Origin of the sequence: Shewanella sp. TC10, from assembly GCF_009663145.1 — a bacterium.
Lineage (GTDB): Bacteria > Pseudomonadota > Gammaproteobacteria > Enterobacterales > Shewanellaceae > Shewanella.
In genome coordinates this window covers 1-14,059 of sequence record NZ_VKHR01000019.1, presented here as the reverse complement: position 1 = coordinate 14,059, position 14,059 = coordinate 1, and the positions used below count along the sequence as shown (strand labels likewise).

General features: G+C 40.6%; 16 protein-coding genes. 2 read left to right on the top strand and 14 right to left on the bottom strand.

What is annotated here, in order from left to right; genetic code table 11:
• Positions 1–32 precede the first annotated feature (32 nt).
• The 6 genes from FNZ24_RS08640 to ffh form a co-directional block, all read right to left on the bottom strand.
• Positions 33–1,106 (bottom strand): 3-deoxy-7-phosphoheptulonate synthase, encoded by a 1,074-nt coding sequence (locus FNZ24_RS08640; protein WP_153914126.1) that lies wholly within the window; start codon positions 1,104–1,106, stop codon positions 33–35.
• 222 nt (positions 1,107–1,328) lie between these two features.
• Positions 1,329–1,682 carry a 50S ribosomal protein L19 gene (gene rplS, locus FNZ24_RS08635; protein ID WP_055025610.1) on the bottom strand — a complete coding sequence of 118 codons (354 nt, stop codon included), beginning with the start codon at positions 1,680–1,682 and terminating at the stop codon, positions 1,329–1,331.
• A 34-nt stretch (positions 1,683–1,716) separates the two neighbouring features.
• On the bottom strand, positions 1,717–2,463 hold the full coding sequence (gene trmD / locus FNZ24_RS08630; protein WP_153914085.1) for a tRNA (guanosine(37)-N1)-methyltransferase TrmD: 747 nt from the start codon (positions 2,461–2,463) through the stop codon (positions 1,717–1,719).
• A gap of 15 nt (positions 2,464–2,478) precedes the next feature.
• Positions 2,479–3,009 carry a ribosome maturation factor RimM gene (gene rimM / locus FNZ24_RS08625; RefSeq protein WP_153914084.1) on the bottom strand — a complete coding sequence of 177 codons (531 nt, stop codon included), beginning with the start codon at positions 3,007–3,009 and terminating at the stop codon, positions 2,479–2,481.
• 20 nt (positions 3,010–3,029) lie between these two features.
• A complete protein-coding gene (gene rpsP / locus FNZ24_RS08620; RefSeq protein WP_153914083.1) occupies positions 3,030–3,281 on the bottom strand; it encodes a 30S ribosomal protein S16 in 252 nt (83 codons plus the stop codon).
• A gap of 215 nt (positions 3,282–3,496) precedes the next feature.
• Complete coding sequence (gene ffh, locus FNZ24_RS08615) at positions 3,497–4,870, bottom strand: signal recognition particle protein (protein WP_153914082.1); 1,374 nt, start codon at positions 4,868–4,870, stop codon at positions 3,497–3,499.
• Between the two features lie 265 nt (positions 4,871–5,135).
• On the opposite strand from ffh, the gene FNZ24_RS08610 reads away from it, so the two are divergent.
• Both FNZ24_RS08610 and FNZ24_RS08605 read left to right on the top strand, forming a co-directional pair.
• The gene (locus tag FNZ24_RS08610) at positions 5,136–5,924 is read left to right on the top strand and encodes a cytochrome C assembly family protein (protein WP_153914081.1); all 789 of its coding nucleotides are present in this window, start codon (positions 5,136–5,138) and stop codon (positions 5,922–5,924) included.
• 113 nt (positions 5,925–6,037) lie between these two features.
• Positions 6,038–7,324 carry an HlyC/CorC family transporter gene (locus tag FNZ24_RS08605; protein ID WP_153914080.1) on the top strand — a complete coding sequence of 429 codons (1,287 nt, stop codon included), beginning with the start codon at positions 6,038–6,040 and terminating at the stop codon, positions 7,322–7,324.
• An 82-nt stretch (positions 7,325–7,406) separates the two neighbouring features.
• On the opposite strand, the gene FNZ24_RS08600 is transcribed toward FNZ24_RS08605, so the two are convergent.
• From FNZ24_RS08600 to lepA, 8 genes are all read right to left on the bottom strand, one after another.
• The gene (locus FNZ24_RS08600) at positions 7,407–7,949 is read right to left on the bottom strand and encodes a DUF962 domain-containing protein (protein WP_153914079.1); all 543 of its coding nucleotides are present in this window, start codon (positions 7,947–7,949) and stop codon (positions 7,407–7,409) included.
• A gap of 202 nt (positions 7,950–8,151) precedes the next feature.
• Complete coding sequence (acpS, locus tag FNZ24_RS08595) at positions 8,152–8,532, bottom strand: holo-ACP synthase (RefSeq protein ID WP_153914078.1); 381 nt, start codon at positions 8,530–8,532, stop codon at positions 8,152–8,154.
• The gene (gene pdxJ / locus FNZ24_RS08590) at positions 8,532–9,269 is read right to left on the bottom strand and encodes a pyridoxine 5'-phosphate synthase (RefSeq protein ID WP_153914077.1); all 738 of its coding nucleotides are present in this window, start codon (positions 9,267–9,269) and stop codon (positions 8,532–8,534) included. Before pdxJ ends, acpS begins: the two co-directional genes overlap by 1 nt.
• 142 nt (positions 9,270–9,411) lie before the next feature.
• A complete protein-coding gene (recO, locus tag FNZ24_RS08585; protein WP_153914076.1) occupies positions 9,412–10,119 on the bottom strand; it encodes a DNA repair protein RecO in 708 nt (235 codons plus the stop codon).
• A gap of 48 nt (positions 10,120–10,167) precedes the next feature.
• Positions 10,168–11,172, bottom strand: a complete 1,005-nt coding sequence (gene era / locus FNZ24_RS08580; RefSeq protein WP_153914075.1) for a GTPase Era — start codon at positions 11,170–11,172, stop codon at positions 10,168–10,170.
• Positions 11,169–11,849, bottom strand: a complete 681-nt coding sequence (gene rnc / locus FNZ24_RS08575) for a ribonuclease III (protein ID WP_153914074.1) — start codon at positions 11,847–11,849, stop codon at positions 11,169–11,171. Before rnc ends, era begins: the two co-directional genes overlap by 4 nt.
• Complete coding sequence (gene lepB / locus FNZ24_RS08570) at positions 11,849–12,763, bottom strand: signal peptidase I (protein WP_153914073.1); 915 nt, start codon at positions 12,761–12,763, stop codon at positions 11,849–11,851. The genes rnc and lepB overlap by 1 nt, the downstream gene beginning before the upstream one ends.
• A gap of 270 nt (positions 12,764–13,033) precedes the next feature.
• Positions 13,034–14,059 (bottom strand): translation elongation factor 4 (gene lepA / locus FNZ24_RS08565; RefSeq protein ID WP_153914072.1); only part of this gene is annotated, 1,026 nt, incomplete at its 5' end.

Below are 14,059 nucleotides of genomic sequence, written 5' to 3'. Positions count from 1 at the left end.
AGCTTATATCCATCTATCGCACGTCTTACTTTTTAATCAGCAAAGCGATTCGGTAATACTGTTTTTAATAAATCTGCATTACGACGCAGTAGTGACTCTGTTGTTGCCCAATTGATACATGAGTCGGTAACAGAAACACCGTAAGCAAGTTCAGGTAAAGGCTTATCAGAAGATTGATTACCTTCATTTAAATGACTTTCCAGCATGACACCGATCACTGAACGATTGCCATTTTTAATTTGCTGGAATACATCCTCGCAAACTATGGTCTGTCTTGTATAGTCTTTCGATGAATTACCATGACTACAATCAATGATTAATCGAGCATTCAACTTGGCATTGTGTAATTGTTCTTCACAAGTTGCGACACTTTCTGCGTCATAGTTTGGCGTTTTACCACCACGTAAAATCACGTGACCGTCTGGGTTACCTGCAGTTTGCAATAATGATACTTGCCCTTGTTGGTTAATCCCCATAAAGCGATGACTGCTGGCAGCTGACTTTAATGCGTTAATTGCTACATCTAGTTTGCCATCAGTACCATTTTTGAATCCCACCGGCATTGATAAACCCGATGCCATTTCACGGTGAGTTTGTGATTCTGTTGTACGTGCACCAATAGCTGACCAAGTCACTAGTTCTGACATGTATTGTGGACTGATAGGATCAAGTGCTTCTGTTGCCACAGGTAACTCAAGCTCTGCTAGCCAAATCATTAACTCACGCGCCATTCTCAAGCCTTTTTCAACATCAAAAGACTCATTCATATCAGGATCATTAATAAGTCCTTTCCAACCTACCGTGGTGCGTGGCTTTTCGAAGTAAACTCGCATTAAAATGTAAAACTCGTCACTTAATTCATCATGAAGTTTCTTAAGTTTCAACGCATATTCTTTAGCTGCATCAATATCATGAATAGAGCAAGGACCCGTTACGATTAATACGCGGTTATCTCGCTTGTGAACAATGTCAGCCACGGTTTGGCGTGCATCTAAAATATACTGATAAGCATGATCAGATAACGGTAACTCTTTTTTTAACTCAGCTGGGGTCACCAACACTTTTTCAGAACTAATATGGACGTTATTAATCGTATCTTGCTGCATGCTCATTACTCACTTCTTATCGGTTTACCGCTAATAATCACTTTTAAAACATTACGCTCAAATACTAGCGTAACGCTACACCATTACAAACTTGAGCTAACTATGCCTTTTTCAATCAGTGTTAGCAACCAATAAATTTTATTTTCTTCAAATAAACAAAAACCCGCCATATAGGCGGGTTGTTGTGCGAACACTGCATCTAATTTTTCAAGCGGGTAACTATTACTTAGTTGCCAACTTCTCACGGATACGTGCAGATTTACCTGAACGCTCACGTAGGTAGTAAAGCTTAGCACGACGAACACGACCGCGACGCTTAACTTCGATGCTAGCTACTAGTGGACTGTGAGTTTGGAAACCACGCTCAACACCTTCGCCATTAGAGATTTTACGTACAGTGAATGCAGAGTGAAGACCACGGTTACGCTTAGCGATTACCACACCTTCAAACGCCTGTAGACGCTCTTTTTCACCTTCTTTAACACGTACTTGAACTACTACTGTATCACCAGCACCAAATTCAGGTACGTCAGTTTTCATTTGCTCATCGTTGAGCATTTTAATGATATTGTTCATAACTTACTCCGTTCTAGGATTAACTGAGCTTCGACTAAACAGGCTTGTCCATATTTTTAACAAACTCTGCTAAAAGAGTCTTTTGTTCGCCAGTCAGAGCTAGATTTTCAAATAATTCTGGTCGTCTCAAAAAAGTCCTACCAAGACTTTGTTGCAACCGCCAGAGTCTAATTTTTTCGTGGTCACCGCTTAGTAACACTGCTGGTACACCGACACCATCTAAGTTTTCAGGGCGAGTATAGTGTGGGCAATCCAATAAGCCATCAGAGAAAGAGTCTTGCTCTGCTGACGCTTGCTTTCCTAATACACCAGGTACTAGTCTTGCAACTGAATCGATTAAGGTCATCGCTGGTAGTTCTCCGCCCGAAAGCACATAATCACCAATTGACCACTCTTCATCGACTTCAGATTGGATAATACGTTCGTCAACACCTTCGTATCGACCACATACCAATACCAAACTAGATGATTTACTTAACTCACTAACGCCTTGCTGATCCAGCTTGCGTCCTTGAGGTGATAAATAAATCACTTTCGCACCGTCACCTGCCGCAGCTTTCGCTGCATGAATAGCATCGCGTAACGGTTGCACCATCATCAACATTCCTGGACCACCACCGTAAGGACGGTCATCAACAGTATTATGTCGATCATGTGTGAAATCTCGAGGATTCCACGTTTGCAACTCTAACAGGCCGTTTTTAACGGCTCGACCCGTCACTCCAAAGTCTGTAACAGCACGAAACATCTCAGGAAACAGGGTTACAACCCCTAACCACATATGTTGTACCTCGACTTAAAAGTCTGGATCCCAATCCACTAATATCTGTTTACTTTGCACGTTCACCTCAAGGACGAACTGCTCAGGGACAAAGGGGATCATACGTTCCGCTTTGCCGAATGCATCTTTTACGTTAGCTTTAACAAGAAGTACGTCATTAGATCCTGTTTCCACGATCTGTTCAACTTCACCCATGTTATAGCCTTTAGTATTGGTCACAGTACAACCAATCAAGTCTCGCCAGTAGAATTCATCTTCTGACAAGTCTTTAATTTGGTCAGCCTGAATGGCAATCTCACAATTTGTAAGTTGTTGCGCATCCTCTCGTGTATCTACACCTTCAAGACAAGCAACAAGTGCTTTACCTTGAAAACGCCACTGAGTGACTTTTACTTCACGCCATTCACCCTGTTCTTTAATGAACCAAGGAGAATAATCAAAAATACCTTCAACAGAATCGGTATAAGAAGTGATTTTCATCCAACCTTTAATACCATGACTAGAGCCAATTTTGCCTAGTACGATTGGTTGTTGGTTACTACTCATCTATTTATACCTTAACGCTATTAAGCAACAGCTTTACGAGCGTCTTTGATCAATTTCGCTACGCGTTCTGAAGTTGCTGCACCAGTACCAACCCAGTGATCAACACGATCAAGATCTAAACGTAGAGTTTCTTCTTGGCCTTTAGCTAAAGGATTGAAAAAACCAACACGTTCGATGAAACGACCGTCACGAGCATTGCGGCTATCAGCAACAACGATATTGTAAAATGGACGCTTTTTTGCGCCGCCACGAGCTAAACGAATGGTAACCATGCGTTTTATTCCTCTAATGATTTGCTAGTAAGCAAAAATAAAAACTGGGACTCCGTGTTCGCGAAGGGCCCCAGAGAAAGCCGCAAGATTTTACCTGATTTTTCAACTATTGCAACCAAATCCGTTGTTTTAAAAACCAAAGGGTTTATGGTCACATAGTTAAGAATCAGTCTTACGGACTGAAGTTGATAAATTTTTTGAAGTTTTAAAGCGTATTAACGCCCTGGAAATTTCATTCCAGGCGGCATCATTCCGCCCATGCTACGCATCATTTTCTTCATGCCACCTTTACCTGACATTTTTTTCATCATTTTTTGCATTTGGGTAAACTGTTTCAATAAACGGTTAACGTCTTGAATTTGTGTACCTGAACCTAATGCAATACGACGCTTACGCGACCCTTTAATAATGTCAGGACGTTGGCGTTCGCCAGGCGTCATTGAGTTGATGATAGCTTCCATTTGATTGGTCATCTTGCCATCTTGAACTTGAGCTAAGGCCTCTGGCGGAAGCTGGCCTACACCAGGTAACTTTTCAATCATGCCCATCATGCCGCCCATGTTTTTCATTTGCTGCAGTTGTTCACGAAAATCTTCAAGATCAAATCCACCACCAGACTTCACCTTTGAAGCAAGCTTCATGGCTTTATCTTTATCAACACCACGTTCTACTTCTTCAATCAGTGACAATACGTCACCCATACCAAGAATACGTGAAGCGATACGTTCAGGGTGGAAAGGTTCTAGTGCGTCGGTTTTTTCACCAACACCTAAGAACTTAATTGGTTTGCCTGTGATGTTGCGTATTGATAACGCAGCACCACCACGCGCATCACCGTCAACCTTAGTTAAAATCACACCAGTTAAAGGTAAAGCTTCGTTAAATGATTTTGCTGTATTTGCTGCATCTTGACCTGTCATAGCATCAACAACAAATAAAGTTTCAACAGGCGTAACTGCCGCATGAAGATCTTTAATCTCATCCATCATGGCTTCATCAACATGCAAGCGACCTGCAGTATCGACAATAACAACATCAATGAATTTTAATTTAGCGTGTGCAATAGCAGCTGTCGCGATATCAATTGGCTTTTGGCTAACATCGGATGGGAAAAACTCAACTTCCACTTCTTCTGCCAAGGTTTCCAATTGCTTAATCGCAGCAGGACGATAAACATCGGCACTCACGACTAAGACAGATTTTTTCTCACGCTCACGTAAAAATTTAGCCAGTTTTGCAACACTGGTGGTTTTACCCGCACCTTGCAAACCTGCCATCATTAATACTGCAGGAGGTTGGCTCGCTAAATCTAATGCTTCATTAGCTTCGCCCATCGCTTTTTCAAGTTCATTTTGGACAATCTTAATGAATGCTTGTCCTGGACTTAAACTTTTAGAGACTTCTTGACCGACTGCACGTTCTTTTACGCTGTTTACAAATTGGCGTACAACGGGCAAAGCAACATCAGCCTCAAGTAGTGCCATGCGCACTTCACGTAAGGTTTCTTTAATGTTGTCTTCGGTTAAGCGACCACGACCACTAATATTCTTGAGGGTTCGTGACAGTCTGTCGGTTAGATTCTCAAACATGCTCTGCTGTTTACCTTAAACGATTCGATAATTGCCGCCTATTATACCCAAACTGTTTCAAGATGCGAGATTAGCCTGAAGCCTGTCTATTGATGTAGGTCATTATTCGTAAATTATTTGGAGTTAAATGGTGGAAACTGTTAAATTTTGAGTCTTGGGTCACTGCCCTAATGGGTAGGGTTCATGTTAATCTAAGATAAATATAGATGTGCTGATTTTATTTTTAAAAACAACCTGCACTCATAACTTGATAGGTTTATTCCAGATGGTCATTTTTTCAGCTTCGGCTATGTTGTTTTATTGCATTGCACTTGTTCTAGTAACGAGTCGATTGTTCCATGCAGAAGGTCCAAATCGTAAATTGGTGGCAATTTTTGCCTCAATCGCTGTTGTGCTTCACGGCATTGCACTTTCGCAAACAATTTTTACCGTAGATGGACAGAATTTTAGTCTAACTAATGTTATATCATTGGTTAACTGGATTATCGCATTCAGCTTTACCATTATCATGCATCGCTTAAAAGTGATTGTCGTGGTCCCTGTGGTTTATGCTTGCTCAGTTATCTCTGTAGCAGTCTTGTGGTTAATCCCGCCTCAGTACATCATCCATTTTGATATCCATCCTGAGATTTTAGCGCATATTGTGCTTTCTCTTATGGCTTACAGTGCATTAATGATTGCCGCGCTTTATGCAATTCAATTGTTATTAATTCAAAATAAGCTTAAAAACAAGAAAACCATGATGAGCCCAGGCATGCCGCCTTTAATGACAGTTGAAAAACAGCTTTTTCATTTAGTCACTATCGGAATGATCTTACTGACGCTTTCGTTAATCACGGGATTTGTGTTTTTAGACGACATGTTTGAAGACGGTAAAGGCCATAAGGCTATTTTATCAATCTTAGCTTGGTTAGTTTATGGCTCTATGCTTTGGCAAAACTATGCCATTGGTTGCCGTGTTCGCACAGCCGTTATCTACACACTATCAGGTGCAACATTATTATCTTTAGCTTATTTTGGCGCTCGAATAGTGACTGAAATCATTTTAAGATAAACTACAACTCTGGCAGGTTAGCCTCTCCCAGACTTGACACTCATGACGAATGATTGATACTCATCATTCGTCTTTTTTTTACTGTAATTTTTACTAAGTCTACTGGAGCCCTTTTGGACGCCATTTCTACCAGCACACTTCTTCTCTCTCTTTTGGTGTTAATCCTGATCTCTGCCTACTTTTCAGGTTCAGAGACAGCGATGATGACGTTAAATCGCTACCGTCTTCGCCACCTCGCTGCTAGTGGTCACAAAGGTGCACAACGTGCTTTAAAAATGCTTGAAAGACCAGATAGATTGATTGGCTTAATTTTAATTGGCAATAACTTAGTCAATATTTTAGCCTCAGCCATTGCCACCATCATTGGTATGCGCTTATTTGGCGATATGGGCGTCGCAATTGCAACGGGCGTGCTGACATTAGTGGTGTTAATTTTTGCAGAGGTCACCCCAAAAACTGTTGCAGCGCTACACCCAGAACGCATCGCTTTCCCATCTAGCTTCTTACTTCGCGGTCTACTTTCAGTGTTATGGCCACTAGTAAAAGTCATTAACCTGATTACATCAGGCTTTTTACGTTTATTAGGCATTAAAAATATCAGTGTCAATGATGCATTGAGCCAAGAAGAGCTGCGCACTGTGGTTCATGAGGCAGGCGCACTTATTCCCCAGCGACATCAAGAGATGTTGATATCAATTCTCGATTTAGAAAAGGTCACCGTTGAAGATATTATGATCCCGCGATCAGACATCTATGCAATTAACGTCAATGACGAGTTCAAGCTAATCAATAAGCAAGTCACTCAAAGCCCGCATACTCGCGTATTAGTTTATCGTGATAATATTGATGATGCCGTCGGCTTTATCCATCTCCGTGATGCACTTAGGCTTCGCTCGAAAGAAGAATTCAGTAAGTCTTCGTTACTACGTGCAGTAAAAGAGCTGTACTTTATTCCCGAAGGCACACCGCTTACCGTGCAATTATCTAATTTTCAGCAAAATAAAGAGCGTTTTGGCTTAGTGGTTGATGAGTATGGAGATATTCAAGGTTTAGTGACTTTAGAAGATATTCTTGAAGAAATTGTTGGTGACTTTACTACCTCAATGATAACCACTGCTAGCGAAGATATTGATGTGCAACAAGATGGAAGTTTCGTCATCGATGCCACTATTAACATTCGTGATTTGAATAAAGAAATGAAGTGGAGCTTTTCAATCGATGGTCCCAAAACACTTAACGGGCTTATCATCGAATACCTAGAAGACATTCCAGATGCGGGCACACACTTAAGCATTGACCATTATCAAATCGAAGTGATTGAAGTTTCGGATAACATGATTAAAACAGTAAAAGTCATTCCAGGCTCAATAGAAGATGAAGTGGACGAAGCTGCTGAGTAGATTTAACAAGTAAAAAAATCATATTAAAAAGGCGCTAAATGCGCCTTTTTATTTTCTACCTGCTAACACTATGGCAATTAAACTAAGCAGCTTGTCTTCTTTTAGCTTCTAATGCCCTTCTTTTATCCCGTGCGATTGGAGTGATTTCCTGTTCTAAGTTCTTATTCAGCCCCAACATAAAATACAGTTCAGCCATTAAAAAGAATGGGCCTATTAACAGTTGATTCAAATCATCAATAAATGCAGGTTTAGCTTTTTCATATTTATGACCAATAAATTGAATCACCCAACCAATAAAAAACACCCCAACACCAATCATCCAAGCATTATTCATCGAGGCAACTATAGATGAAGTCATTAGTACTGGGATAATAAAAATAGTCAGCCCAATTGCTAAGCCTTTATGTAGCAGAAAATAATAAATCAGAGTACCAACAGCAAAAATAGTCGCGATATTAATCTTAAAACCATCTTCAGCTAGCAATACAAAATTTACCGGGATCAAGTTAAGTAACAAGAAAACAGACCATATAATTAATGGCACGCCTACAAAGTGAGTTTTAATATTTTTTGGGTTTAGATGCACACTTTTATAAGTGGCGAGTTGTTCCACAGCCGTTTTCATCTTTGAGTCCTTATTATTTTTATGCTGTAACTTTATAATGTAACACCCTATTAACTTACCTTACTTCAAGTGTGGAGCTCAAGCTCTAGAAAAAATAGACCCTTCATTCGATTACATCATCAAAAAGTAGATGCCCAGCCTTTTGAGTTATACAAACAAAAAAAGGCGCCGCAGCGCCTTAAAATTAAGATATACCCTAACGCTATGATTCGATAATGACAGTCGATACAGCATAGTGCTGCTCATCAGCAATAGTAATATGAGCAGTGCTTGCCCCAAGTTCAGCCATTCTTGCCAAAGCGCCGTCAGTAAAACTCACTTGAGGAGCGCCATTTTCACTATTAGTGATATGGATATGTTGAAAAGAGACGCCACGCCCTATCCCTGTCCCCAATGCTTTAGCGGCTGCTTCTTTTGCCGAGAAACGCTTAGCAAGGTACCGATGTGGAATTTTTGAGTCCTGATAAATCTCAAGCTCAGCAGGCGTTAATACTCGCTTTGCAAGTTTATCTCCCAAGCGTGAATGTTGCTGCTCAATACGAGCAATTTCAACAATATCAGTCCCTAATCCCTTAATGGCCATTACTCGCCTCTACGCCCTTCTTGCATAAGTTGCTTCATGTCTTTTACCGCAACAGCTAAACCATCAATGGCTGCTCTTGCAATAACGGCATGGCCAATGTTTAATTCATATAATTCAGGTATTGCTGCTATTGGTTTAACATTATGGTAGTGCAAACCATGCCCTGCATTGACAATTAAACCTTTGTTATGAGCATACTTGGCCATCTCAGTAATACGAGCTAGCTCTTGAGCTTGTTCTGCATCAGTTTTCGCATCGGCATAACAACCCGTGTGGATCTCAATGTATGGCGCTCCTGAAGCCACTGCAGCATCTATTTGAGCTTTATCAGCATCAATGAACAAAGACACTTTAATGCCTTGAGCAGCCAATCGATTTACTGCTGAAGTAATCTTATCCAGTTGCCCTGCAACATCTAACCCACCTTCAGTGGTCAACTCCTCACGTTTTTCAGGAACTAAACATGCATAAGCTGGTTTGACATCACACGCAATTGAAATCATTTCTTCTGTAACAGCAAACTCGAAATTCATTCTGGTCTTTAACGTTTTAGCGAGTAAATAGACATCACGATCGACAATGTGTCTGCGGTCCTCACGTAAATGAATAGTAATGCCATCGGCACCAGCGTGTTCTGCTACTGCGGCGGCATGAACGGGATCAGGATACTCTGTGCCACGAGCTTGTCGTAAAGTGGCAATATGATCGATGTTAATTCCTAATAAAATTCCACTCACTGCGAGCTCCTTTGCTACTGTTATTTTAATGTTTGATAATAATGTATTATCAAAGCTAACCTATCTGTATATAAACACTTTATAAAGGGATCTCTTAGTAAAATCACTTTTAAAATGCTCTTTATTTCAGTTTTGGTAACCGTTATTTCTTAATAAATAACTTTCTACTTAAAAGTGGCTTACCGCCTAATAAAGGGGCTAATAATAACCTCATCAAGCCCTTCGCTTGCACTAAATTATGTTCTGCAAGTTGTTTGGTTTTTAGGTTAATCAGCATTTCACCAGATAATAAATGGCGGGTATTGGTCACATTGACCGAAGCTTGCTTAGCTACCGGCAGAAAACCTTCATCAGCGATAATTCGATAGCTCATCTCTGAGGTAATGCTTTCACCTTCAGTGTCATATTCAAGCGACGGCAACGCGCCAAGCTCATTCAGTAATTCCATTTCAAAATATCGCAAATGTTGCGAGTCAAATTTACTTGCTAACGCCATTAAACTTCGATGGTAATGTAAAAACAGTCCTTCAGCATGCTGACCTGAACCAAGCACTCTCACCAAAAGCTCATTTAAGTACATTGCAGAATATAAACTGTCAGACTTTAACGGCAAAGCGGGGGCTGCTGGTTCAATTTGAGTAATAAATTTAAGTGAAGTATCTGCTGAATCTGACTTATTATTGAATTGAAATATCAGCGGCTGAAAAGGCTGAATGATGCTTTTAATGGATTTTTTACCACTACCAACCCTGACTAATGCATCAAGGCGACCCACACCATCGACTAACAGATTAACAATCACACTGGATTCTCTGTAAGGACGATGGTGGAGGATATAGCCGCGTAGCATCGAGGTGACAACTAGCAGCTAGGGTAATAATGCGATACTAACATGCTGTTAGTCTTCGCCGTAACCTAAGCTGCGCAGCGCACGTTCGTCATCCGCCCAGCCCGATTTTACTTTTACCCACACTTCTAAGAAAACTTTGTTGTCGAATAAAGTTTCCATATCAAGACGGGCTTGAGTAGCAATGGTTCTAATACGCTCACCTTTGTTACCGATGACCATACGCTTTTGACCTGTGCGTTCGACTAAGATCAAGGCATTAATTTGATACACGCCATTATCCATCATCTTGAACTGTTCAATTTCAACAGTGGCGTCGTAAGGTAGCTCATCGCCTAAGAAACGCATCAGTTTTTCGCGCACAATTTCAGACGCCATAAAACGCTGTGAGCGATCTGTTACGTAATCTTCAGGGAAATAAAATTGCCCTTCAGGTAATGACTCTTGAGCTAAATCTAAAATACGTTGAACGTTAGTGCCCTTTGTCGCTGATATAGGTAAAATTTCATCAAAGGTAAACTTTTCTGAAAGCTCAGCAAGATAAGGGAATAGCGCTTCTTTATCTTTAATATTATCGACTTTGTTAATAGCTAAAACAGTTTTACGCTTACCACTGCCTTGTTGCAGTTTATTAAGCACCATTTCATCATCTTCAGTCCATGTCATACCATCAACAACAAACACAACCATTGATACATCGGCTAACGAACTGGCTGCTGCACGGTTCATTAAACGGTTAATGGCACGTTTCTCATCGATATGAAGACCCGGAGTATCAATAAAGATGATTTGTTTAGCTTCATCTGTATGAATACCCATAATACGGTGACGCGTTGTCTGAGGCTTTTTAGAAGTAATACTGACCTTTTGCCCAAGTAACTTGTTTAATAATGTCGATTTACCGACATTTGGGCGGCCGACAATGGCAACCATGCCACAAAAGGTCACTTCGTATTTAGCTTCAGCAGCGGGTGCAGCACCATTCATCCTTGCCAATAATTCATCCAAGCTTGGCTCTGCTGGTGAGCCTTCTGGCAAGTCTGTTTTTTTGGTCATTTATTAATTAGCTCCAATACCTGAGCGGCAGCAAGCTGCTCAGCTTTTCTTCTAGAAGTACTGACACCTGTCACTACTTTATCAATTTCTGTAATTCGACATTCAACGGTGAATGTCTGATTATGCGCATCGCCTTTAACATCAACAACTTGATATTCAGGCAAAGGCTTTTTGTAACCTTGTAAGTATTCCTGAAGAATCGTTTTAGGATCCTTTTGGTTAATACCAGGCTTAATCTCTGCTAAACGTTGCTTGTACCAAGTCAGTAAAAGAGTACGACAAGTTTCAATATCAGCATCAAGATATATGGCGCCAATAATGGCCTCCACGGCATCAGCTAAAATAGACTCTCGTCTAAAACCGCCACTCTTAAGCTCACCTGGGCCTAAATAAAGGTAATCCCCTAATTTAAACTCTTTTGCAATCACGGTAAGCGTTTCACCTTTAACCAAAGTAGAACGCATTCGGCTTAAATCACCTTCAGTCACTTTTGGAAACTGGTGATATAAAGCATCAGAAATGATGATTGATAATATCGAATCACCTAAAAACTCAAGACGTTCATTATGCTTTGAAGCCGCACTTCGGTGTGTTAATGCCTGAGTCAGTAAATCTACATTAGTAAACTCATAACCAAGTGTTCTGCACAAACGAGGTAAATTCTTAATTGGTTCCATTACTTAATTGCACCTACTCTGTCAAAACGCACACCGGTTGGCACCCAAGTTGGTAACCAGCTACTTGCTGGTCGCTCAAACTCAAAACTAATCCAAATAGCAACCGCTTTACCCACTAAGTTTTCTTCTGGTACAAAACCCCAAAAGCGACTATCAGTACTATTGTCGCGGTTATCGCCAATGGCAAAATATTCACCTTCAGGAACAATAAACTCACCCACAGCGGTGCCTGCTTGCTCATAAAAATGATTACTAAAATCTGGTCGAGATGGGTTAATCAAAATGTCGTGTTCAATATCACCAAGTTGTTCAGTGTAACGAGATAAAGGTATACCCTCTTGAGAGAACTCACCGCGATTAACGCTGCTTAATTTCACTGCTTTCGCTGGCGGGCAATTTGCACCATCGTCACATTTTGGTTCAATCAAAAACTGTTTATTTTGATAAACAATTCGGTCACCTGGCAAACCGATAACTCTTTTAATATAGTCTATTTGTGGGTTTTCTGGGTACTTGAATACAAACACATCGCCGCGTTCAGGCTCACCTGTTTCAACTAATTTACTGCGCCAAACTGGATCCCGAAGTCCATAGCTAAACTTCTCAACTAAAATAAAATCGCCTACCAATAATGTTGGCTTCATTGACCCTGAAGGTATTTGAAATGGCTCATAAATAAATGAGCGTAAAATTAATACAAAAGCAATTACTGGAAAGATTGAGTGAGCAAATTCAACAACTGCAGATTCACGAGTGATACTTTCTTTTGCTTCATCAGATAAATCTGGTTGCTTCGCTTCTGCCAAGGCCAGCTTTTCGCGACGTTTAGGTGCGAATGCGATGACATCAACTAGCCAGATAAGGCCACTCACTAAGGTTACGATGACTAAAATAAGAGAAAAATGGGCTGCCATTGGGTATTAAGCTCCTGCCTTTTACACTTTAAATTGGTTCAGTGATAACACTGATAAAGGGTGAGTATCCTATGTAAGCCATAGTGAATCACCCTTTGTAATGTTACAAAGTATACAAAAACACTTCGTTTGAAAAATTAACTTTTACTCATAAAACATTCAAAAACGCTTATTAAGGGAATTAATAATCGCTTTCAAAAATAACGCCGCAAACTGCGGCGTTATCATCACTCTCAATATCAAGCCACTTGCGGCTAAATATTTAAGATATTAGTCATTCAGCTTAAGCACCGCTAAGAATGCTTCTTGTGGAACTTCTACGTTACCCACTTGCTTCATGCGCTTTTTACCATCTTTTTGTTTCTGCAGTAATTTTTTCTTACGAGAAACATCACCGCCATAACATTTCGCTGTTACGTCTTTACGCATTGCTTTAATGTTTGAGCGAGCAATAATCTGACTTCCGACAGCGGCTTGAATGGCAATATCAAACATTTGTCTTGGAATAAGTTCTTTCATCTTATCAACAAGCGCTAAACCGCGATGACGGATGTTAGAACGGTGAATAACCATTGCTAAAGCATCGACGCGATCGCCATTAATTAAGATATCTAAACGAACCATGTCAGCAGCTTCAAAGCGAACAAAGTTATACTCTAATGATGCATAGCCACGACTGGTAGATTTAAGACGGTCAAAGAAATCCATCACAACTTCTGCCATTGGCAGTTCGTAAGTCACAGATACTTGATTACCGTGATAAACCATATTGGTCTGAACGCCACGTTTTTCAACACATAAGGTAATTACGTTACCTAGGTATTCTTTTGGCACCAACATATTCGCTTCAACAATAGGCTCACGAATCTCTAAGATATTGTTGATCGCAGGTAAACCTGATGGGTTATCGACGTACAGCACTTCGCCACTAGTCATTTCAACTTCGTAAACTACAGTAGGTGCTGTGGTAATCAAATCAAGATTGTATTCACGCTCTAAACGTTCTTGAATAATTTCCATGTGCAGTAAGCCAAGGTAACCAATACGGAAACCAAAACCTAGCGCAGACGATGATTCTGGCTCGAAGAATAATGAAGCATCATTCAAACTCAGTTTATTCAAGGCTTCACGGAAGTTTTCAAATTCATCGGTAGAAATTGGGAATACACCCGCATAAACCTGCGGCGTCACCTTTTTAAAACCAGGTAACGGCTCTTCTGCACCATTTTTTGCGTGTGTGAGCGTATCACCAACAGGTGCGCCATGGATCTCTTTAATACCAGAGATAACAAAACC

What these genes read in the sequence shown, in the direction of transcription:
- FNZ24_RS08640 (WP_153914126.1), bottom strand. Translation starts at nt 1,106, where the DNA reads ATGCAGCAAGATACGATTAATAACGTCCATATTAGTTCTGAAAAAGTG.
- rplS (WP_055025610.1), bottom strand. Translation starts at nt 1,682, where the DNA reads ATGAACAATATCATTAAAATGCTCAACGATGAGCAAATGAAAACTGAC.
- trmD (WP_153914085.1), bottom strand. Translation starts at nt 2,463, where the DNA reads ATGTGGTTAGGGGTTGTAACCCTGTTTCCTGAGATGTTTCGTGCTGTT.
- rimM (WP_153914084.1), bottom strand. Translation starts at nt 3,009, where the DNA reads ATGAGTAGTAACCAACAACCAATCGTACTAGGCAAAATTGGCTCTAGT.
- rpsP (WP_153914083.1), bottom strand. Translation starts at nt 3,281, where the DNA reads ATGGTTACCATTCGTTTAGCTCGTGGCGGCGCAAAAAAGCGTCCATTT.
- ffh (WP_153914082.1), bottom strand. Translation starts at nt 4,870, where the DNA reads ATGTTTGAGAATCTAACCGACAGACTGTCACGAACCCTCAAGAATATT.
- FNZ24_RS08610 (WP_153914081.1), top strand. Translation starts at nt 5,136, where the DNA reads ATGGTCATTTTTTCAGCTTCGGCTATGTTGTTTTATTGCATTGCACTT.
- FNZ24_RS08600 (WP_153914079.1), bottom strand. Translation starts at nt 7,949, where the DNA reads ATGAAAACGGCTGTGGAACAACTCGCCACTTATAAAAGTGTGCATCTA.
- acpS (WP_153914078.1), bottom strand. Translation starts at nt 8,532, where the DNA reads ATGGCCATTAAGGGATTAGGGACTGATATTGTTGAAATTGCTCGTATT.
- recO (WP_153914076.1), bottom strand. Translation starts at nt 10,119, where the DNA reads ATGCTACGCGGCTATATCCTCCACCATCGTCCTTACAGAGAATCCAGT.
- era (WP_153914075.1), bottom strand. Translation starts at nt 11,172, where the DNA reads ATGACCAAAAAAACAGACTTGCCAGAAGGCTCACCAGCAGAGCCAAGC.
- rnc (WP_153914074.1), bottom strand. Translation starts at nt 11,849, where the DNA reads ATGGAACCAATTAAGAATTTACCTCGTTTGTGCAGAACACTTGGTTAT.
- lepB (WP_153914073.1), bottom strand. Translation starts at nt 12,763, where the DNA reads ATGGCAGCCCATTTTTCTCTTATTTTAGTCATCGTAACCTTAGTGAGT.